This is a genomic window from Enterococcus sp. AZ179, from assembly GCF_050498885.1.
In the GTDB taxonomy this organism is placed as follows: Bacteria; Bacillota; Bacilli; order Lactobacillales; family Enterococcaceae; genus Enterococcus_D; species Enterococcus_D entomosocium.
This window is the reverse complement of record NZ_JBMHEO010000001.1, coordinates 1,787,372-1,807,746: the sequence shown is the minus strand read 5'-3', so window position 1 is coordinate 1,807,746 and position 20,375 is coordinate 1,787,372. Positions and strand designations below refer to the sequence as shown.

At 43.5% G+C, this 20,375-nt stretch carries 16 protein-coding genes; 2 read left to right on the top strand and 14 right to left on the bottom strand.

Going from position 1 to position 20,375, the window contains the following annotated elements; genetic code table 11:
• Positions 1 to 41: 41 nt before the first annotated feature.
• Positions 42 to 1,547, top strand: coding sequence for a helix-turn-helix domain-containing protein (locus IGI88_RS08595; protein WP_005232342.1), 1,506 nt, complete (start codon positions 42 to 44; stop codon positions 1,545 to 1,547).
• 360 nt (positions 1,548 to 1,907) lie between these two features.
• Entirely contained in the window at positions 1,908 to 2,267 is a 360-nt protein-coding gene (locus tag IGI88_RS08590) for an iron chaperone (protein WP_005232344.1), read from the top strand.
• A gap of 63 nt (positions 2,268 to 2,330) precedes the next feature.
• Here IGI88_RS08590 and IGI88_RS08585 read toward each other — a convergent pair whose 3' ends face one another.
• The 14 genes from IGI88_RS08585 to IGI88_RS08520 form a co-directional block, all read right to left on the bottom strand.
• On the bottom strand, positions 2,331 to 2,684 hold the full coding sequence (locus IGI88_RS08585) for a hypothetical protein (protein WP_005232346.1): 354 nt from the start codon (positions 2,682 to 2,684) through the stop codon (positions 2,331 to 2,333).
• A gap of 107 nt (positions 2,685 to 2,791) precedes the next feature.
• Positions 2,792 to 3,250 (bottom strand): low molecular weight protein-tyrosine-phosphatase, encoded by a 459-nt coding sequence (locus IGI88_RS08580; protein ID WP_005232347.1) that lies wholly within the window; start codon positions 3,248 to 3,250, stop codon positions 2,792 to 2,794.
• Positions 3,251 to 3,253: 3 nt separating this feature from the next.
• Positions 3,254 to 3,823: a TetR/AcrR family transcriptional regulator gene (locus IGI88_RS08575; protein ID WP_005227190.1), complete on the bottom strand. Its 570-nt coding sequence runs from the start codon at positions 3,821 to 3,823 to the stop codon at positions 3,254 to 3,256.
• 208 nt (positions 3,824 to 4,031) lie between these two features.
• Positions 4,032 to 5,492 (bottom strand): helix-turn-helix domain-containing protein, encoded by a 1,461-nt coding sequence (locus IGI88_RS08570; RefSeq protein WP_429960354.1) that lies wholly within the window; start codon positions 5,490 to 5,492, stop codon positions 4,032 to 4,034.
• The gene (locus IGI88_RS08565; RefSeq protein ID WP_429960353.1) at positions 5,470 to 5,961 is read right to left on the bottom strand and encodes a hypothetical protein; all 492 of its coding nucleotides are present in this window, start codon (positions 5,959 to 5,961) and stop codon (positions 5,470 to 5,472) included. The genes IGI88_RS08570 and IGI88_RS08565 overlap by 23 nt, the downstream gene beginning before the upstream one ends.
• Before the next feature lie 44 nt (positions 5,962 to 6,005).
• Positions 6,006 to 6,806, bottom strand: a complete 801-nt coding sequence (locus IGI88_RS08560; RefSeq protein ID WP_429960843.1) for a class A sortase — start codon at positions 6,804 to 6,806, stop codon at positions 6,006 to 6,008.
• The gene (locus IGI88_RS08555) at positions 6,796 to 7,878 is read right to left on the bottom strand and encodes a DUF916 and DUF3324 domain-containing protein (protein WP_429960352.1); all 1,083 of its coding nucleotides are present in this window, start codon (positions 7,876 to 7,878) and stop codon (positions 6,796 to 6,798) included. Before IGI88_RS08555 ends, IGI88_RS08560 begins: the two co-directional genes overlap by 11 nt.
• Before the next feature lie 67 nt (positions 7,879 to 7,945).
• Positions 7,946 to 8,686, bottom strand: coding sequence for a WxL domain-containing protein (locus IGI88_RS08550; protein WP_016619635.1), 741 nt, complete (start codon positions 8,684 to 8,686; stop codon positions 7,946 to 7,948).
• 11 nt (positions 8,687 to 8,697) lie between these two features.
• On the bottom strand, positions 8,698 to 9,498 hold the full coding sequence (locus IGI88_RS08545) for a WxL domain-containing protein (protein WP_429960351.1): 801 nt from the start codon (positions 9,496 to 9,498) through the stop codon (positions 8,698 to 8,700).
• A gap of 45 nt (positions 9,499 to 9,543) precedes the next feature.
• Positions 9,544 to 10,257 carry a WxL domain-containing protein gene (locus tag IGI88_RS08540; protein WP_016609549.1) on the bottom strand — a complete coding sequence of 238 codons (714 nt, stop codon included), beginning with the start codon at positions 10,255 to 10,257 and terminating at the stop codon, positions 9,544 to 9,546.
• Positions 10,190 to 10,558, bottom strand: a complete 369-nt coding sequence (locus IGI88_RS08535; protein ID WP_429960350.1) for an LPXTG cell wall anchor domain-containing protein — start codon at positions 10,556 to 10,558, stop codon at positions 10,190 to 10,192. The genes IGI88_RS08540 and IGI88_RS08535 overlap by 68 nt, the downstream gene beginning before the upstream one ends.
• Before the next feature lie 14 nt (positions 10,559 to 10,572).
• A complete protein-coding gene (locus IGI88_RS08530; RefSeq protein WP_429960349.1) occupies positions 10,573 to 15,468 on the bottom strand; it encodes a hypothetical protein in 4,896 nt (1,631 codons plus the stop codon).
• A 633-nt stretch (positions 15,469 to 16,101) separates the two neighbouring features.
• Complete coding sequence (locus IGI88_RS08525) at positions 16,102 to 17,061, bottom strand: LacI family DNA-binding transcriptional regulator (protein ID WP_005227180.1); 960 nt, start codon at positions 17,059 to 17,061, stop codon at positions 16,102 to 16,104.
• A 13-nt stretch (positions 17,062 to 17,074) separates the two neighbouring features.
• The gene (locus tag IGI88_RS08520; protein WP_429960348.1) at positions 17,075 to 20,365 is read right to left on the bottom strand and encodes a GH36-type glycosyl hydrolase domain-containing protein; all 3,291 of its coding nucleotides are present in this window, start codon (positions 20,363 to 20,365) and stop codon (positions 17,075 to 17,077) included.
• Positions 20,366 to 20,375: the final 10 nt, after the last annotated feature.

The following is a 20,375-nucleotide window of genomic DNA, read 5'->3' as shown; positions in this document are numbered from 1 at the left end:
CGTAAAAAAAAGATACAATAGAGCCACAAAGGAGGATACCTATGTTTTATGAAGAACTTATGATGGACCCGCAAACATTAATTAAATTTAAAATATTCCGGCGTATGCTGACTCTGCAAAACCCTAGCCACCCAATCGCACAATTGGCAAAGGAAATGGAGTTAAGCTACCAACAAGCTTTTATAGAGTTGACTGAGATCGACCAAGATCTAACTGAGTTAACTCCGGATCATATGTCGATACTCGGTCGTGGCGGTAAATTACAGCCTCAGAATATCGCGGTAACGATCGATGAATACCGCTTCTATTTATTGAATAAAAGCGTTCCGTTCTTATATGTTCTTTACATGCTGAATGAAGACAATCCTACGATCACGGATTTTTGTGCAAAATACGATGTCAGTCGTTCAACGGTGTCTCGCAAATTTGAACATCTAAAAAAACATTTGAAGCAATTTCAGCTTCGCTTTACGTACACTGAATCAAACTTAGTGGGCGATGAGCGTCTTGTGCGGCTCTCCCTATTCAATATCATTTGGTTAGGTACTCGTGGAATAGAATGGCCATTTGCGATCGCTGAGAGTGAGACAGAAAAAATGGTGGATCGATTCACGGAGTATTTCCCAATGACTCATTCTTATCTTGGCCGATTAGAGTTGAAGTATTTCGCCGCCTTGATTCTTTTACGAATCAAAAAAGGGAATTTTGCCAAATACGACAAGCGGTACAATTTCCTGATGAAAAATAATCCATATTTCGATTTTGAGCGTTTGACACAAGTCGTTGATCCTGAAGTTTCAATGACAGACAAACAATTAAAAGGCGAATCAGGGTTTATTTATTTGATGGCGCAAATCTTCCCATTCTACTTGAGTCCTGAAGAAGAAGCTTTGCAACAAACCTTGCAATTCTTTTCAAGCAAACAAAACCCAGTTTATCCGTTAGTCGCAGACTTGTTAGCAGAGATGAAAGCAACCTTCTTTGCTTCACAACCTGGCCTGTTAGACGAGCCATTGGTCGTGGGTAATTTAATCAATGTGACTTTCGGCAACTACGTTTTCCGTCAGCCGTTTCCAAATATCTATCGCTTGCTGACACCCTCGATCAATCGCGGGTCTGCTGAAGAGCAGCTGCAGCAAAAAATTGATGAATTCTTAACGAACTATCGCGAAGAATCAGCGGTGGACTATATTAATGATGAAAACCAAGAGCAGATGGCAACGATGTATACCCACGCCCTGCTGCCGTTTTATGATCAAATCCGTTATTCGAATCGTTTACGGGTAGGGGTTGCGTTAGAAGATAATTTCTTAGTCGTTCAAGGATTGAATCAATTCCTACATGACTTGACCTTCGTAGCAGCAGAACCTTATGATCTAAACCAGCAAGAAAATTATGATGTCATCGTTAGTTCCAATCAGTTGATGAAAAAACTCAAACCAGAAAAAATGAGTTATATTTGGGATTATGCGGCAGACGATCGGCAATACATTGATTTGTATCGTACGTTGAAAAACCGTTTTGATGAAAAGAACCTTTCTCTGTAACCAAACCGTTACGGTTTCTTAAGAACTTCCGAAAAGATTTGTCACAGAATATTCATATTTATCTCGTATACTCTATGTATACCAACAAACAACCCTAACTAACACTTTTTCATTTTTAACTCCTTCCCGTCGGCCACCCACCGACGGGTCTTTTTTTACTTATTTTCGCAGCCAGCAAACTTAAACACTTTCCAATCTTTTCTCCACAAAAAATTCATATTTGGACAGTATAGTATACATAACCCAACAAACAACCCTAACTAACACTTTTCATTTTTACTCCTTGCCTGTCAGCTACCCACTGACAGGCTCCTTTTTTTCTTACGGGGTTTGCCGTATACTAAAGGCAGGAGGTGGCCTATGACAACAGCCATTACGACAGTTGACCAATACATTGCAGCAGCTCCAGCAGAACGACAAGCGATTTTAAGAAAGGTCCGTCAAACCATCAAAGCCGTTTTACCTGAAGCGGTTGAAAAGATCAGTTATCAAATGCCTACCTATCATCAGGGAGAAAATATCGTACATTTTGCCTGCGCCAAACAGCATCTAGGCTTTTATCCCACGCCTTCTGCGATCACGGCCTTCCAAGAGGACTTACAACCATACAAGACCAGTAAAGGGGCGGTCCAGTTTTCTTTTGCACAGCCGATCCCTTACGAACTGATCGCTGTGATGACCGCTTGGCGACTCGCAGAAGTCAAAAACAAGCACGCGTAACTAGCAATTAAAAAACCGCTATGTCTAATGACGCAGCGGTTTTTTTGCTATGCACAGGCTTGTTTACAAGCCGGGTTTTGTATTCAAGGTGCTAACTTTCAGCACATGATGCAGGGGAATAATCCGCAGCTGCTGACGGTCGCTTTGTAATTTCAAGACAACTTGTTCTTTTGCTACCGTTTTGCCGACGATCCAGCCGGTAACGGTTTCAAAACCACCCAATTTCTCTGTTTTTACTTGCAGCACGACCAGATGCTTGGCAGCGGCTGCCTCTTGCAGCGTTCGCCGGATTTCTTTGACTTTCTCAGACTGATTCTTCTTGTCAGCATCATCACTGAAAAAGGTATCCAGCAACGTTGTGGATGTCATCACAATGAGTTTGCCCAATTGTTTGATGGGCGATGGTTTCTTTTCCATTGGACATTCCTTTCTGCGCGTTGCAGCAGTTTCTAAAACCACACATACGTTCGCATTTCCATGGTTCTATTTTAGCAAATTTTTGATAAAATACAAGCGAACACGCCTTATTTTTCAGAAGAAATAACCTCTAGCCAATAAGGAATCCCCTCTTGCAGCAGTTGATAGGTCTCTTCGAAATCTCCTGTATAATAAGGATCTGGTACTTCCTCAGCCTCTTTGCCAGGAACAACACTCAAATACGAACGGATCTTTGCGGTCGTATCGGCAGGTGCTAGCGCTTGAAGTGTTTCAACATTGTTCGCATCCATGCCGATGATCCAATCAAATGTGGCAAAATCCGCTTCAGTGATCTGCCGTGAAATAAGACCGTCACTAGAGATCCCTGCTTGACGCAGTCTTTTTTTGGTTCCGGGATGAGCAGAATGTCCGACTTCCCATGAGCTGGTCGCTGCCGAATCGATCTGCCAATCCAACTTGTGTTTTGCTATTTCTGCTTTATAAATAGCTTCTGCCATGGGGGAACGGCAAATATTACCTAAACAAACAAATAAAACTTTCGTCATCGCTTACTGCTCCTCTTTTTCATAGATTTGGTGGCCAAAAAATTCCACATCCTTCGCCAAACGAAACAATTGCGTCGCAATCTCTAATGGGGTCTCTGGAAAGTCGTTGTGAATCCAATTTTCCAAAATGCCTCCGCAGCCGTAGGAAAAGAATCGGCTATAAAATAGAATGTCTTGTTTCGTCAATTGCTGCTCTTGATCGACCTCCAAGAACAAGCGCTGAAAAAGCGGTTCTGTGATCTGTAAAAAACCGTTCATTAAGATCTCGCGGTCATAAGCCAGTGATTTGCGGTAAAAGGCCGGCGCTTGTTTCATTGCTTTCAGCATGCGCAAGGCGGCTTCTTCCCAGTTATCAAGGGAGACATCTTCTGTCGTCAAAAAAATCAGGGCATCTTGCCGATAGATCCATTGGATCAAAGCTTTTTTATCAGGAAAATGGTAGTAAAACGTCTGCCGATTGACTTGCGCCTTTTCAGCGATCTCCTGTACGCTGATTTTATTCACTTCTTTGGTCTCACAAAGGGTGATCAATGTCTGGCCAATCACAGCCTTCGTTTGTTTCCCATCCATCATAGGGCACCTCTTTTTCTTCTCTTTCTATCATACCAAATTTTCTACTAAAAAAAAATCCTATCAAATGGTCCTTTTTCACAGACCTTATCCGAACACTTCATCAGGGCAATAGATCCCTGTGTGCTTTTTGCATATGGTAGATTTCTGCAAAAAACGCCTGCCTTCATTTGAGGCAGACGCTGCTTTCGATAGTTAAACGGCAAGATGCTCACTGTGCCGTTTTGGTTTGAAATTGTTCTCTGCGAATCACGCTGATTTTTTCAGTAAAATTGGCCCAATCGATGGGTCTAGGTGGTGCTAGCCATAAAATATGGTCGATCCCCAACGCACCATAAAATGGCAGGTTTGAAAGAATCAGGTGCGTATGATCATCTGGGTAACTCTGGAATTGCACATTCAAATCGAGAATTTTTTCAATATTCTTTTTGATCATCTGGTTGTAGGAATCACCAAATGAAAAATCAACACAGACATATAATGGAACCAAAATCTCTTTTAAGGGAATCGTAGAAACTAATAAAATAAGGTATCTAAAAAACAAAAACTCTTTATTGTTCCATAAAATCGGTCGATTACGACTTTCTTCCAGATAGTTGCGGCAAAAGGCAGCATATTCAGGATACGTCTCAAGAAAATATGTGACATCCATGTATTGGTACTCATAGCGAGAACTAAAGGAAAACGACAGGAGCTGGTAATGAATCGTAGTCGTTTCGGCATGAAGCAGTGCCAACGTGTCCGTGGCTAGCGAAAACTGCTGTTGAACCGCCTGAATAAACTGCTCGTTTAATTGTTGGATATAGATTTGTTCTTGGTCGATGTAGCTATTGTTGTCGATCAACCAGCCCTCAACGATCAAGAAGCGCAAAATATCTCGTGCCTCACGTTCTAGGACTTCTTGATCGGTGATCGTCAAAATCTCCTGCAGCCAGCGTTTCAATTCCTCAATGATCACGAGATGTTTGGGCAAGACTAAATCATTTTCCACGCTGTTTTGCAGGTAATGACCATTCGTCATCCGTGCCAAAACGATTCCTAGATAATGTTTCTTGCGAATCCGCATGCGAGCAGACTGTTCTGGTTTAAGCCAGGTGCTTTCATTAAAATGATCAAAGGTCTTTTCTTTTTCTAGGATTTCTTTTGGAAAAGGGGAATGATTCAGATAGTATTCCTTCATAAAAAAGAGGAAAATAAATTCCCTGATCTCACTTTCCTCCCCAACCAGCTGAAATTCTTTCGTCACTTCAATATCATATTCTTTCAAGATCAGTTTAAACTGTTTAAATTCTTTATAGACGGGATTATGGCTTAAATAGTGATTGGTGGCAAATTCGTATAAAGAAGACAATTGCTCAAAAAAACATTCTTTCAACATGGAAAATTTCAACGCTTGATCCAAATAATAGGTCAGCAGTGTATCGGAAGTTGCCAGCCCAGAGGCATTCAGTTTAATGACCGTCCCATCGGTCACGATCTCAAATTCCTCGTTCAATCCGAGTTCATAAAAATCAAGATTCAATTCTTGAACGGTTTTGTTGATCAAAAATTCCGACATGGTCAATTGATCCATCAATGTTTCCTTCGTTTCCGAAAGAGCGACTGCGTTTTCCAAATATTGCAGCATCACCAATTTTCGTTTGTCCGCCTTATTCAAAAATGTCACAAACATGCGTTTTCAAGCCTCCATTGTTTTTTTGGCCATAAAGGACGTTTCCTGAAAATAAGTAGCACAAGCTGGCAAGATAAGAAGGCTTATCATCGCCATCACCATCTGTATTATTTCCTGGCAGTGCTAGATCGACGTTCAAACGATCCGGCGCAAAGACATCCTCCAGCATGACTCGTTTGGCAAAATGTTTTTGCTTTTCCAAAAAACTGCTTTCTGACAGTGAGGATCGCTCCGGCTCTTTTTTCGGAACGGTTTCTGGTTCAGGCGCGGGTTGTTCTTTGGATTCTTCCATTTCAGTTGGCGGTTCCTCCACTTTTTCTGGTATTTCTTCTGGTGGGTCCGTCGGGACGATTTCTTCTGAGGGGTCCAGCGGATTATAAATGGTCGCAAAAACGACTTGTTCTGTAACAAGATCGATCATTCCGATAATCATGCACGCACCAATGACAAAGCCAAATCTGCGTTTCATTTTATTCACCCTCCTTATCATCAGCGCATCTTCTGATGATGTTTCTACGACGCTGAACGGTCCAACAACTTATGGGCGCCCAGCAGACATCCACTAATTATAAATAAAATAACAAATAAAAGAAACCAATTTTTCATTGATTGTTGTTTCCATACCGTTTCTTGTTTTTCAACCATCACTTTTGCTGCTTTCGGCGTGCTGATTGTCGCCGCTGGTTTTTGTGGGTGATCGGCAGTTGCCTGCTCAACAGGAATTGCTGTCAGCACGTACCGTTCTTCTGTTCGAGTAGGCGTAGGACAAGTGATCAAGGTCAATTTTGGTGTCTGTTCTTCCTCTAGCACCGACAAGTCCGACTCGTCTACGATTTTTTTATCCGTGATGATATACTGTTGGCTCTCCTCGAGATAGGTCACTGATACTTCCATCCCCACCTGTGCTTCTAGCAATTGACCAAATAACAAACTTTGTCTACCGAGATGATGCCCTAAAACGACAAAATTGTTATTTTTTAACAAACGTTCCGGAAACATCACGACACCGCCTTTCAGCAGCTGCTGATTGGTTATCCCCACCAATAGCGGCTGCTGGAACTCGATCGCTTCAATTGCAACAAAGCCGTACCCGGTGATCGTTGCCGACTGCGGAGCCAATACATCCCCTAGAGCCGGCATTTGAATCGTTTCTTCTTCTGGAATCGTTGTCGGCAGCTGGGTCGCTATCGTCAATTCGCTTGTGCGTAATTGCCAACTGACGATGCTTTCTTTTAAAAAAGGAAGTGCCAACAAGAGGATACCTGCGATGATCAAGCCATCGATCAAGTATTTCTCAAGGTGCTCACGCTTCATCCGTTTCATTTTTTTTCTTTCGTCGGTACCATAAAAGCAGCAGTAAGGCGAGCAGCAGCAACAGACCGCCGATCAAGAAGTAAAGCCACGTGTAATCTGTTTCGATCGTCACATCTTTCTTATTAAGATCACGAGCGACATCTCCCGTCACTGTGAATTCTTTTTCGAAGCTCCATTTATAGAGATAGCTTTCTTCCTCGCCTTCTTCATTCTCCACTTTGTATTGTCCTTCATCGCTTTTCCCACCGTAGGCCACGGAAGTCAACACATAGGTCCCTGCTTCTAAACGTTGTCCTTCCAAGGAAATTGGGTACGAGAAGTTTGAATTAGGTGCCATTTGCATTCGTGAGGTATCTGAAGCATACAAGACGTCACTATCACCTTTCTTCCTCACTTCATTGATCAACCGCAAGGAATTTAAGTAAGCTGCTTCAGGATTTTGCAACGTAACATTGATGGTATTGCGGGCGTTGACTTGTCCCGGTCCAACATCCAGCAGTTTTAGATCCGGTGTGACTTCTGTTGTATTTTGACGGAGTAAAATCGCAACGACATAGGCATACTCATTCTTGATGGCTAACCCTTGGTCTTCTTCACTGTCAGCAGTATCGGTTTCCTCTGTCGTTTCTTTCAAGGTCAAACCACCGGCAATAACCCCTTCAAGCGGTTCTGAGGGCATACTGATCTTTAATGGCAAGGTGATTTGGGATTGTTTCGGGATCGTGATCTCTTCCTCCACTTCAATCAAATCAGCCATATCATAAGGCAAGGTTTCGTCCGCTTCGATGTCGTTTTCGCCATATTCCACGACCCCGTTTAGATTCGTGGTAGCTGAAGCGATCACTGGCGCGATGACGACCTCTTGATCGGTGTCATTGCGCAATTGGACTTCTACAGTTTGAACCGCTCCCGGCTCCATTTTCAAGTCAAAATAAGTCTTTTCTTTATCGATTTGATTCTCTGGAATCACTGGATTGACGGCAAAGTTAAATTCAGAAGCGGTTCCTATGGTTGGTACAAAAAAGAAAATACTTGCGAATAGGAGCGCCAAAAGCTGTTTGATTTTTTTCATGATGGATGTCCCTTCTTTCTATGTATTCTCCTTGAACCTCGAAAGGGTTCAAGGAGAAAGCTGGTACTTATGGGTTGGTTGGTGTGTCTGTTAGTAACCAAGTAAACGTGGTGTTGTATTGGCTGGCATATTTCGTCGTTGAGCCTGGAACTTCCAACTCAATGCTATCCATGGCTGCAGCTAAACTATCGCCCCAGCTCATTAAATAGGTCCCTGCCCCTTCGCCATCTTGGGCACTCATCACTAAGGATTGGGCACCGTTTGGATTCAATGTGATCGTTGCGCTCACATTTGATGGTTTTGGTGACAATGAAGGAGTTACTACAGTTCCCTTCGTCAAACGAATTTGCGCAGCAGTCAATTCTTGATCTTCTGCTGTTTTGAACTGACCATTTTGGCGAACATTCAATGTCCAACCGCTCTCTGTTCCCCGATTGTCTGTCACTTGGACAAAATTCGGTCCTTCTTGATTATCACCAACTGAATCCACATATTTTTGAGTTTCCGCATGGTAGATCTCTGTTTTTGAAGTGATTTTTTGTGTGCCAAAGTAAAGGCTTGAAGCAAAATCAATCGATAGCGGTCCGTTCGTTCCTGGATTTGGTCCATCTGGGTCCGTTGGATCCACTGGTTTGATCGGATTTTCTGGATCTGGATCTGTTGGGCTGATTGGATTGGTTGGATCCGTATTTGGTTCAAAGGTGATTTGTCCATTTGAGTTGTAATCTGCACTGTCCGCTGCTTGTGCCAGCACTGGTGCTGCTAGGCTTAAGCCTAACACTGAGAGAAATGCTAATGTTTTTTTCATGTCTATACTCCTTATCCTTCCGTTCCTGGTGTATCTGATAATACCCAAGTCAATGTGGTTGTGTAGCTAACGGCATCTTTTGGGGTGCTGCCTGGTACAGAAAGTGCGACTGCTTTGGTAATATCGGCTTGTACTTCTTGATCATCTTTGTCTAGTTCAGTGATCGACTCAACGCTTCCCCAAGCATTGACCCATGTCCCAGCACCTGTTTGATTTGCTGCGGTCATCACCAATGATTCAGCACCTGCTGCATCCAACGTGATTGTCGCTTCTGCCACTGGAGCAGTGACGCCAATCGCATTTGATTTAACGGCAGGGCTTGTTAGAGTGATGACAGAACCAGTCAATTCTTGATTCAACGTCGATTCATTTTTGAATTGACCATTTTGCTTCACAGACAACCGCCAACCGGCATTACTACCGCGATTATCAGTTACTTGGACATAATTGGCAGTTTTTAATGCAGAAGCTGTGCCATCGTCATTCAAGTACCCTTGTGCTCGTGCATAATAAACTTCGTTTTTATTGGAGATTTTATTGACACCAAAATCTAAGCTAGAGGCATAATCGATCGATAACGGGCCATTTGTTCCAGGGTTTGGTCCATCGGGATCGGTTGGATCAACAGGATTGACCGGGTTTTCTGGATCTGGGTTTTCTGGATTGACTGGGTTCGTCGGATCGGTATTTGGAATAAAATCAACCGCCCCATTTGATGTGTAAGAAGCCGCTTCGGCTGCTGAAACCTCGGTTGCTGCACTCGCTGCTGCCAATACGGCAAGACTTAAAAAGACCCATGCTGTTTTTTTCATTTCTATTTGACACTCCTTTATCTTTTTTACTGAAAATCAGTGATTCTAATTGCTTTCAGGGACATTCTTTAAATTCCAAGTCAATGTCGTCCGATACTCTTTGGCTAATTTTACGGAACTGCCTGGCACGTTTAATTTTACTGCTGTTGACCCTTCCGTTGCATCGTTCCCAAACTTGTAGATCCAAGTGCCCATTCCTTTTCCGACAGGTGCGTTGACCAAGGTGATTTCACTATCGGGTACAAAGGTATGACTTGCAGTAACTGTTGGTGCATACTGCATATCGGTGACTGAAGTTGCTGCACCTGAGGCGATCGACAATGAAGCGCCGACTAGCTCTTCGTCATCAGCCGTTTTGAATTGTCCGTTTTGCACAACACTCAATGACCAACCTTCTTGCGTTCCTCGTTTATCTGTTACTTGCACATAGTTTGGTCCAGCAGCGCCAGCTGTGAACTCTTGCAGCTGTGCGTAATAATCTTTTGTTTCAGAAGTGATCAGTTGGTTGCCAAATTGAAAACTTGAAGCAAAATCGATCGATAATGGTCCAGCTGTTCCAGGGTTTGGTCCATCTGGATCGGTTGGATCGACGGGATCCACTGGTTTTTCTGGATCGGTCGGATCAACTGGATTGGTTGGATTCGGGTCCGCTTCAAAAGTGATTGCTCCATTTGAGGTGTATTCAGCGGCATTAACGGTTGTTGGTAACAGAGCAGTGCTCATCAATAGAATGCCTGCCGTCAAGAAAAGTTTTTTCATTTTTTGTTCTCCTTTTGATTAAAATGATTCCTGCTGCCAACAAAACGACGAGACCACTGCTTTGATAGCTATTAAAGTGATCCGACCCTGTTGCAGGCAGAATGTTGTTGCCTGTTTGATTTACTTGTTTATTCCCTGGCTGTTCTTTTACGGGCTCTTCTGGCTCCTCAACTGGTTCTTCATAGACGCCGAAAAAGGAAGTAATGCCATTGCTGTCATAGGCACCTGCTTCGGCTGCTGAAATGAGCTGAGGAAACATTAATAGACAGCCAGCAATAATACCGATCATGATTTTTTTCATTTATTTTCCTGCCTTTATGGGTTGCCAGGTGCCGAAACCAGCTGCCAGCTCAAGGTTCCTTGATAGTCCCCGACTTTTTGCTGTTCGACTGGAACGGTAAGCTTGATTCCTTCATTCTGACTTTCGCCCCAGTGCTGATTCACGACGTATGTGCCATTTTCTGTCAATTCCGTTTCCTCGATGATCATTTCCCCACTGGTTATCATCTGTTCTTGACCGTTTGTCACAAAGCGGAAGACATCGGTTAATTGATCTGTCCCATCCGTTAATGGCTGTTGCTCTTTGACCGTCAAGCGCCATGGACTCCGTTCGGACCCTCTCGTATCTTTCACCGCTAGCTCGCCTGTGATCGTTGGCCAATAATCTTGTGTTTCTGTGGCAACTTTCTGCTGCCCAAAATCAAAGTCTGTTGGCACACTGCTTAAAATAAGCTCGCCGGCAACTGCGACATTGACGACTTTTTCTGCCCGTTGACTGCCTGCTTCATAATGGTAAGCCGTTGATACATTTTTCAACAGCTCATCTTCCGTTGCTTGCTGGATCGCGGCAAAAGCTTGCGGATCGACAGTCGGTGGTATATTTGCCCGATTATCTGCAAAAATCGTGGTTGCTTGGGTATAGTCTGCCAAAGCGGCTTCATCTGTCAGCGCCGTTGCTTCTAGTAAGGTCAAACGGACATCTTTTGCATAGACGGCAAATTGCCGATCAGCAGAAATGACACTTTCATTTTTGACCACCACCAGATTAACGGTGGTTTCCGCCTGATTTTGATCGTTTTCACCGACTGAGAAAGTGATCGCTTGTTTGCGGTAGACCGCTGTTTCTAACGGTTCTTGAATCGCAGCTAAGACCTCTTCTGTCAGCGTATCCTTAAAGAAAGGACGCCCGCTGGCTTCGAGATAAGTTACGGCTTGTTCTTTGGTCAGCGATTGTGCCTCTTGTTCTGTAATGATCACATTGCGGGCTTGGACTTCCGCCTTATTTGAGTAGCGGACACTGATATCGTAACTATACTCTCCATCAGGACTCGTCCAATCAACTGGTTCTGAATCTGGTTGTTCCGTCAACTGCTGATCCGTGCTATCCAGCTTGCTGGATTTGATTTGACCGGCATAGACCCATGAACCGGACGTTTGGGTTTCTGGTGTAAACGTCAATGTTGGCAATTCCGTTACCGTGTAGGGAATCAACAAACGCCCTTTTTGCACCTGTGTCCCCGCCTGCTCAGTTCCCCATGCTTGCAAGGTCAGCGGCGTATTGTTCTCTTTGACTGCCGTTACATTGTGACTAATGGCGCCAATCCCGTTAGCGACACCCGGTGTTTCGACTTCGTAGTTAATGATCGAACCTGGTATCGCAATACCGTACCCGTTGGCTGCATTGGTCACATCGTTGTCCCCGATGAAGGTTTTCCCAGTCGCTTTTTCGATCCCGCTGAAGTTGATTGGCGTGATCGCTGCAGCATTAGCAGCAGTTGGATTTATAGTCAGTACTTGATAGGCACTAACCGCACCAAACCACGTCCCTTGACTGTTGACTCGAGAACCTGCATCATTGGTCGTCGTTTTCAGCCACGTTAAATGATCTTTGTCCGTATCTGGTGTTGCGAAATCTGAAAGATTGATTCGCCCCGTTCCCGGCGGTGACTCAATCGTCCCTTTGTCTTCCACCGTTAACTTCGCGCCTGAAATCAAATTCGTTGCGGAAGAAATACCGATACCGGCATCCTTGGAAAGATGGATGTCACCGAACTGATGATAGGTCGTTGCGTGATTCGCAGCAGTGGCTGAACGGCCATTTTTGATGTCTCCCCCATTGGCCATTAGCTTGATGCCGTTTGTCACATTCAATTCGGTAAAGTTGACGATTCCCAGACCCGTCACAGCGATTGGATCAGTTTGATAAGAAGCTGTCCCATCGACATTTTCACCAAAGCTCATTCGTATTTGATTCGTACTGTTATTTACGATGGTATTCGTTAAGTCACTTGCTGTAGCAGAATTACCACCAGAGATACCATTGATACTTTTCGCACCTTGAACATTCACAAGGACATCTTTTAATATACGACTATTAGCTACATTGGGATAATTTGTAGCATAAAGGGTTCCAATACTTGACCCTTCTGCTTGAATATTCATATTAATCTTCCCACTTCGTCCGTTCCCTGCTGAACCTGTTGGTCCTCCATCACCAAAGATTATCGCACCATTTAAAACATCAGAGCCAGCAGCGGTAAGAATATTTACAGTAATCGTATTATTCTCATCAGTTCCTAACGTCGTATTATTACCTGGTGGTCTTCCACCTGAAATATTTGTTCCTGAAGGCAAGCGGAACTGCCCTTGATAGTTTCTCAAATCAATCGTTAAATTGGCATTTCCAAGTAAAGATCCCACACTGGTGATTCCTCCTGAAAATCCATTGGAACCAGTTCTAGGCGTGCCAGAAAAATCCCCACCATAGACAAACATATTTGAGTCTCCAGTGACCGTATGATCTGAGCTAGAACCATATGACGCTCCCATTGAAGCATTGATAACTCCATCATGGACTGTTACAGAAACATCTCCAACAATTTTTTTGTCATTCCAGCCACCACCGGATAAAAACCAGTCAACTTGTCCATCATATACAGTTGCAGTTCCATTTCCAAATACACGGCCGCCTTCATACCCTGTACCTTCCAAGGTGTCTACGATCCCGGCTTTTAGCGTAATATTCGTATTCCCTTCAACTACACCTGAAAACAAACCACCATAGGTTCTTCTGGCGATAGCATTGTTGATTACTGTATGCGTATCTCCTTTGATATAGATCGTCCATGTATCTCGACCTATAACTAAGCCGCCGCCAGCAATATCAAAGTCTCTCTGATTGGCAAAACTATTGCGGGTTGATGAATAATATAACTCCGATGCACTTCTTTGTGCTCCAGTATAAACAAGCCCTTCTCCGCCCAAAGAACCATCTTCATTGCTGGAACCTACTTCAATGGTGGCGTTTCCTTCAACATAACCACCTACTCCAGCAGCTGTCGTTCGCCATAAATCTTGATTACCAAAAGACCCACTTACCAGATGTGAGTGAATATCGCCTATAATCTTGTACTGTGCATTATTGAATGCTAAAATTGCACGCTCTTGTGGTGAATATGCATCATAAATTGTTTCATTAGACCCGCCTAACAAAGCTTTAGTCAGTCTTGATGCATCGGTACCACCACCACCATCAAAATTCCCCATACCGCCCTGTGTCGGATTGAGACCTGCCTTAACAGTATTTGATATGTTCCCAGTAACAACTCCTGTGTACCTATTAGCACCAACAAAATTAGGACCATATGTCGCATATTGACTTGCATCTAATCGATTCGTTATAGCAGGTTCACCTGTGGAAGAACCAACATTTCCATAACCTGATCCGCCGACAAACGGTCCTCTGTTAGCCCAACCACCGCTACCTGATAAGTCATTGGTTATTGATCCAGATACATCGCCATACAAAACACCGCCATAATAGTTACTAAAGCGAAATGAACTACCTAAACTATCAATTTCAAAGGTATTTTTGATTTCTCCTGTTACATTCGCAGTATTCGAACTATTGGTACCAACACCGCCACCATAGAAGTTTGTCAATGTCCCATTGATTCTCTTGATTATATTGGTGACATTTCCTACAACGGTACCGATATTTGCTCCACCTGTAATAGTGTTTATTCCAGAAACAGTATTATTTATTACAATTGTTGGATTCCCAGTCAATGTACCACCGCTTTGATTCCCACCATAGATGTTCCAAGTTCCTGAACCTGTCGCATTTATAGTGATCGTCGGATTTCCAGTAAGGTCGCCATTGTTGCTTCCCCCATAAATTGCAAGGCCATTGCCGGTGGAACCACCGTTCAATGAAAGACTATGCCCATTCATGTACATCGTCGTACCCGTATAAATGAGGTTTCGAATCACTACATCAGAACCGAAGTAGATTGCCGATCCAAGTGCAACCGTTCGGCTTCCAGAAGTAACGGTTGTTGCATCTGTGATGGGATCATCGCCATGTCCTGTGATGATCAAGCGGCTGACTTTTCCTTGTAGCGCATAAAAAGTCATGTTCGTATTATCGATTGTGTCAGGAATCGTCTTTGAAGTCAGATTCGTTGGCAGTGACAACGATCCACCCGAACCAACATACAAAGCAAATTCTTGACCATTGCCGTTTTGATACATATCAAACAACGCTTGACGAATCCCTTCAGCACTATTGGTATATTCCGCATATGCTGAATCATCTCCAGCTGGACTTGGTACAGCGATCACTTTCGTTTTATCGGCTTCTGCAATGATCTCTTTGATCGATTGTTCTGCCAACGAGATGTTCGCCGCTCTTGCCTTAACCGACGGTTTAAAAACAGCAGTCAAGGTTTGATTCTCCGTTAGAATCAATTCGGTCAGTGCTTGACTTGTATAGACCGTGCCATCTAACGACCAACCTTCAAAAGCAGTATCATCTTCAAAAACTGGCAAATCACTTTCTTTTAGTGCTTCCCCTTTGTTTTTGCTGATCTGAGTGCGGGTTTCCCCGGTAGCAAATACATGCTCCGTGTCTGTCAGAAAGGTCACCTGTACTTCTTCTGCAGCTTCCGATGAAGCTTCTGTTTCAGCTGAAGCTGTGTCAGTTGCTCCTGTAGACGAATCTGTCGAAGCAGGTTCGCTAGATGCTTGCACGTCAGTTTCCTTCGTCTCTTCCAGACTGTCGATCGATGAAACGACGGGGTCAGAAGAAGACATACTTTGTTCTTCACTTGTTTTTGTAACACTTTCGGCTTGTGCCACTACCATTGCATATGAAAAACACGGACCTGATGTTAGTAGAAAAACAAGTAAAGTTGTTAAAAACCGTTTCACTTTATCCCTCCTATCTAAAAAAAATAAACGTATCGCGCAGTGCACGCCCTGTGTTACAACTCTTAGTCTAGCGAGTTGACGAAAGAGAATTATAATTCTTTTTTTCTTTCATTCAAAATTATGATTATAATTTTTTTTTCATAATTTCTATTTATGAGATTTACTTAACCTACAGTTACTTTTTTCTAATCCATCGAAAAAAATCCAAATAATAAATATAAAAATCAATTATTTTCTAAAATATGATTTCTCCTTCATAAATCATACAAAAAACGAAGGATAAATCAACACTAAAAATTAAAGTTAAATGAGAAAAATAAATAGAAAGTTAAAATATTTGACAAAAACTAATGTTCCAAAGGTCTTTTATATAAGCCAAAAATAGTAAGTTAAAAGAACGCTTCCCGTCTTCTCTCCGTAGCTAATGATAATGTTATAATCAAAAAATGAATAAAAAACGTTATTTAAAAATTTCAGCACACATAAAATAACAAAATAAAAAATATTATTTTTTTTATAAATCACTGATTTCGATAAAAAAAGGAGTGTTATCGTTTGAAATAACGCAAAAAAAGCCTCAAACAGCGTACCTTGTTTGAGGCTTTTTCAACTATTTTTCCTTTAATGGATCAATTAAATAAATGATCCACCATCCACAAAAGTGGTATAAATATGCTCGTCCGCCACTGGTTCCCCTTGGATCGATTGTACGATTTTCTCAGCTGCAACCATCCCCCATCGATGTTTCGAATAGGAGATCGTCGCTAAGCGCGGCTGCACAAAAGCGCCTAATTCCGTGTTATCAAACCCGATGATGCGGATCTCTTTTCCGATGCGATAGTCGGTCTCGCGGACATATTTGTAGACACCGATCGCCATTTCATCATTGAAGGCAAAGATATCAATGGGAAACTGGGGATCATTTGCTAAGAGCTGTTTTGCCGCTCGATAACCAGAAGGTTCCGTGAAGTCACCAGGAATGACTTCATAAGGAATACCAAAGCGCGTCAATTCTTTCGTACTGGCTTCCAAGCGCTCCCGACTGTCGTAGCCTTTTTCTGGCCCTGCTAAGAGGAAGACTTTTTGGCTTTGTCCAGCGATCAAGCGATCGATCGCCAGCGCCGCCCCTCCTTTATTGTCTAACAAGACTTGATGGATATTTTCATGAGACAAGACACGGTCTAACACGACGATTTGATGTCCTCGTTGGGCGTATTGCTCGATTTCCTTTGCTGGAAACGTCCAATCCAAAATGATGGCACCGTCCACCATCCGCTCAGGAATAAACAAGTGTGATTTCTTGCCGCTGCAGACGATCATTTCATAGCCGAAAAGTTCCAACCCTTTCTTGATGCCATCTAGCAATTCCCCATAAAAACTTCCGGCATAATCGGCGAGATAAACACCGATGATGTTGGTTTGTCTGCGTTTCAGTGTGCGAGCAGCCATGTTCGGAACATAGTTCAATTCGTTTGCGATCGCTTGAATCCGCGCACGGGTTTCCTCGGTCACTTTTGGACTGCCATTCAATGCATACGAAACGGTGGATATGGAGACACCCGCTTTTTGGGCAATATCTTTGATTCCTACCATGGCTTCTCCTTTCTTAACGATAAATATCGATCGTATTGGTTTGGTTTTCGCTTAATTTGGCGCAAAGCGCTGCTTTCTTCAGGACAAACGCACCTTGGCGGTAGCGATTTTCCGCAAACTCAGTGGACATTTCTTCGCCGTTGATCAATATTTTCGGCGTACTTGACGAATGATAGACGATTTCGACCGGCCGATCATAGAGTCGATACGTCAGTGTCAATCCTGCTAATTCCGCTGGCAAGACGGGATCAAGTTCAACGTGATCAACAAAGGTCCGAATGCCTAACACATTGCTGATCAACTGATTCATATAGATCCCCGGTCCACTAGAATAGATGCGCCAGCCGCCTTTGACGCCGACTGTTGCCTCCTTAAGTTTACCAAAATTTTCTTGGGCTTCAACCCTTGTTTTGAAATCGCCATCAGAACTACTGAAATACGCATTTGCTTGACGGATTTCCGCATTTTCGACCCGTTGAGCGATTTGGATCGGATTGATGACCCCAAGTGCTTGCCAAGTCTCTTCTTCTCGACCTAATTTCGCCATGGCCTCTGTAAAGCGGATGTGGGCGTGAACGTACTGTAAACCGATTTCTCGTCCAAAATTGGCTGCTTGTTCTGCCCGCTTGAAGTTGGTGCTGACACCACCCGCATAAGTCGCTAGACGATTCATCAAGCGCACCCCATCTGGAAATTGCAAATGCTCCTTGATGATCGCCACATGATGATCGGCTTGTTCGGGAGATAACAGCTCGCCGATCATGCTTTGCTGCATCGGCAGCAAGCGGTATTGGATACCGGTTTTCTTGTCAGTCGGATGGACCATCAGTTCCACGTGCTCGCTATCTTCCATATAGACAAATCCTGGCAAAGTCCCATCAGCTAACATGTATTTTTCAAAGTCATGTTTGATTCCCGCAGACAGTTCCGTTAAATGTTTGGCATACTCTGGGTCAACTGACTGCAACTGGTTGGCTAATTTTTTCAATACTTCATAGGTCAAGGCAATGGTCCAGCTGCTGGCCATTTGTTTCTTCAACTTACTGTTATTTGGCTGCAAGGTGTCATCCCAATCGCCATCACCATAACAAGACAGGTACGTTCCTTCCAAAAAGTTCGCTTCGATATACGCCACTTCTTTTTTCAAATGATCAAACAAAGAAGCATTGGTTCTGGTTTTCAAGAAGGTTGTGCGATCCGTATAAGGCAGTTCTTTTTCCAAAATCGCAAAATCTTTGGTTTTTTCGAGATAGTCACTAACGACTTTCATTGGCCAGACAATCACATCTCCGTGGCTCTCATCAGCTTTTTGTTTCTCATAGCGATCAAACATAAACCATTGTGGCCAGTTGCCGTCATCTGCAAATTGATTTTCAAACAAATGCTCGATGATGGATGCCACCATCTCAGGACGATTAAGTGCTAAGAAATACTCAGTCGGTCCTTGGGAAACGTCTCGAGTCCCCCAAGCAGCACCACCGTACTGTTCAAGGCCATGAGGAGACAAGTAATGAACAAGCATATTATGGGTGTACCAACGTGCCAAGTGATTGAAGGATGTGACGTCCTCCTGCGAATGTTTCAATTCAAACTGATTCAACAAATCATCGACAAAGGCCGTATAGGCAGTGTCTTCTTGCTGGCGATCTAATGTTTCGGAAACAAAGGGTTCACCAGTCAGTGTGCCTTGGATCACGAAGGAAACCGTCGCCTGTTCTGCAAAGGTCAATACGGTCGTGCTATCGTCGGCTGCCACATTGAAAATCGTTTCATCGGTCAGTTCAAAAGGTTGAGCCGCATGGAGATAATACGTCAATTCTGGATAAGTTTCCGCAATCGGTGAATCCGCTGTTCCTTTGATGGTGAGCAATTGTTGATCTTGCGAAATGGTAGCAGTCGGTACCGCTTCATCGATCCCCATCACAAATTGATTAGTGATGGCCCAGGTGTAGGCACGACCTTGTTCACTAGTGATGGTCGTTGCAATCGTGCGTCCATTTGCTTTCGTGAAAGTCGTTACTTGAATGACATCATCTGCTGTTTTGTAGTACCACGTCGCCGAATTCAAGCCCATTTCAAAGACAGATGGCATCGTTAAAATCCGCCATTGATCGCCGTCTTTCAGATAGATCCGCTGACCGGAACGTTTGAAAAGATTCAATGAGTTGCGGCTATTACTCAATAATTTGTTCATGTTTGTATTGCCTAATACGATTTGGGAGTTAAACATCCCCGTCATGTAAACAGTCGTGCTCAAAATGGGTTGATCGACGATCAGATCTTGTCCGCTCAACAAAATATGCCCATGGGAGCGTTCCATCTGTCCTTCCTTTTCCTTCAACACGACATGGTGATAGTCAGGGGTAAAAAAGGAATACAGCTGTTCGTCAACGATTTCCACTGCTTCTTGCTGAGGGAACCGCACGTTGATTTCTTCTGTGGAAAATGTCAGCCCTGTGAGCGGTCGACCGAAGTTTTTTCGAGCCTGCGCCGTTGCCTGCAACGAGTCGAAGGACAAGGCTTGATACGTTTCTTTCAACGTTTCAAGTGCAAACTGCGGTTCATTGACTGCCGTCACTTGATTGGCTTTGACCGCTGCGTAAAAAACGATTTCCGTAGGTGTCTCACTTATTGTCAACCATTGCGTTTGCAGTGCCGTATAGGCAAATTCGTATTGATACACTTCATTGGCTAATGTCTCTTGGCTGAGTGCAGTTGGTTGATTCGTTTCTTTGTAGCTGCGACCGAAAAATTGATAGCCATCCGTCGAGAAGCCTTTTAAGGCTTGGAAGCTGCCCTGTTCCACCAATGGAAATTGACCATTTTGTGGTTGATTTTGGCGAGAAGATAGCACGATTTGATCCTTATCATGGCTAACATGATGGTCGATATATTGCGAAACGTAGGCTTCATTGGATTGAACAGCACCTTTGGCTGCGTTACCAAGATCTTGTCCGTAAACCAATTCCGCTTCCCCAGAACCACTCAATTGAACTCGCCAGAACCAGCAATCTTGTGCCAATTGGAAATCAACTTGGTAACTGATAGACTGGTACGTTCCAGTCCAAGTCAGCTGTTTGTCTGAGTAAGCAAAGGCACTGTTAGCATTTGAACCGATCAAGGGAATAAAGGACAACTCCCCCGCCTCACGCAGACGTAGATAGATTTGATTCAAACTGCCATCTAGCGCATTTCCGTTCAACTGATTGATCATCACACCGTGACTTTGGATCTCATATAAATCACCGTTTGGTAAAAATGTCACGGTCGTATTTGCGTTATTCATCACTATTTTTTTCGTCATAGAAACCTTC

Coding starts and splice junctions, on each gene's coding strand:
- IGI88_RS08550 (WP_016619635.1), bottom strand. CDS start 8,686: ATGAAAAAAACATTAGCATTTCTCTCAGTGTTAGGCTTAAGCCTAGCA.
- IGI88_RS08540 (WP_016609549.1), bottom strand. CDS start 10,257: ATGAAAAAACTTTTCTTGACGGCAGGCATTCTATTGATGAGCACTGCT.
- IGI88_RS08590 (WP_005232344.1), top strand. CDS start 1,908: ATGACAACAGCCATTACGACAGTTGACCAATACATTGCAGCAGCTCCA.
- IGI88_RS08525 (WP_005227180.1), bottom strand. CDS start 17,061: ATGGTAGGAATCAAAGATATTGCCCAAAAAGCGGGTGTCTCCATATCC.
- IGI88_RS08535 (WP_429960350.1), bottom strand. CDS start 10,558: ATGAAAAAAATCATGATCGGTATTATTGCTGGCTGTCTATTAATGTTT.
- IGI88_RS08565 (WP_429960353.1), bottom strand. CDS start 5,961: ATGAAACGCAGATTTGGCTTTGTCATTGGTGCGTGCATGATTATCGGA.
- IGI88_RS08570 (WP_429960354.1), bottom strand. CDS start 5,492: ATGTTTGTGACATTTTTGAATAAGGCGGACAAACGAAAATTGGTGATG.
- IGI88_RS08520 (WP_429960348.1), bottom strand. CDS start 20,365: ATGACGAAAAAAATAGTGATGAATAACGCAAATACGACCGTGACATTT.
- IGI88_RS08560 (WP_429960843.1), bottom strand. CDS start 6,806: ATGAAGCGTGAGCACCTTGAGAAATACTTGATCGATGGCTTGATCATC.
- IGI88_RS08580 (WP_005232347.1), bottom strand. CDS start 3,250: ATGACGAAAGTTTTATTTGTTTGTTTAGGTAATATTTGCCGTTCCCCC.
- IGI88_RS08585 (WP_005232346.1), bottom strand. CDS start 2,684: ATGGAAAAGAAACCATCGCCCATCAAACAATTGGGCAAACTCATTGTG.
- IGI88_RS08595 (WP_005232342.1), top strand. CDS start 42: ATGTTTTATGAAGAACTTATGATGGACCCGCAAACATTAATTAAATTT.
- IGI88_RS08575 (WP_005227190.1), bottom strand. CDS start 3,823: ATGATGGATGGGAAACAAACGAAGGCTGTGATTGGCCAGACATTGATC.
- IGI88_RS08545 (WP_429960351.1), bottom strand. CDS start 9,498: ATGAAAAAAACAGCATGGGTCTTTTTAAGTCTTGCCGTATTGGCAGCA.
- IGI88_RS08555 (WP_429960352.1), bottom strand. CDS start 7,878: ATGAAAAAAATCAAACAGCTTTTGGCGCTCCTATTCGCAAGTATTTTC.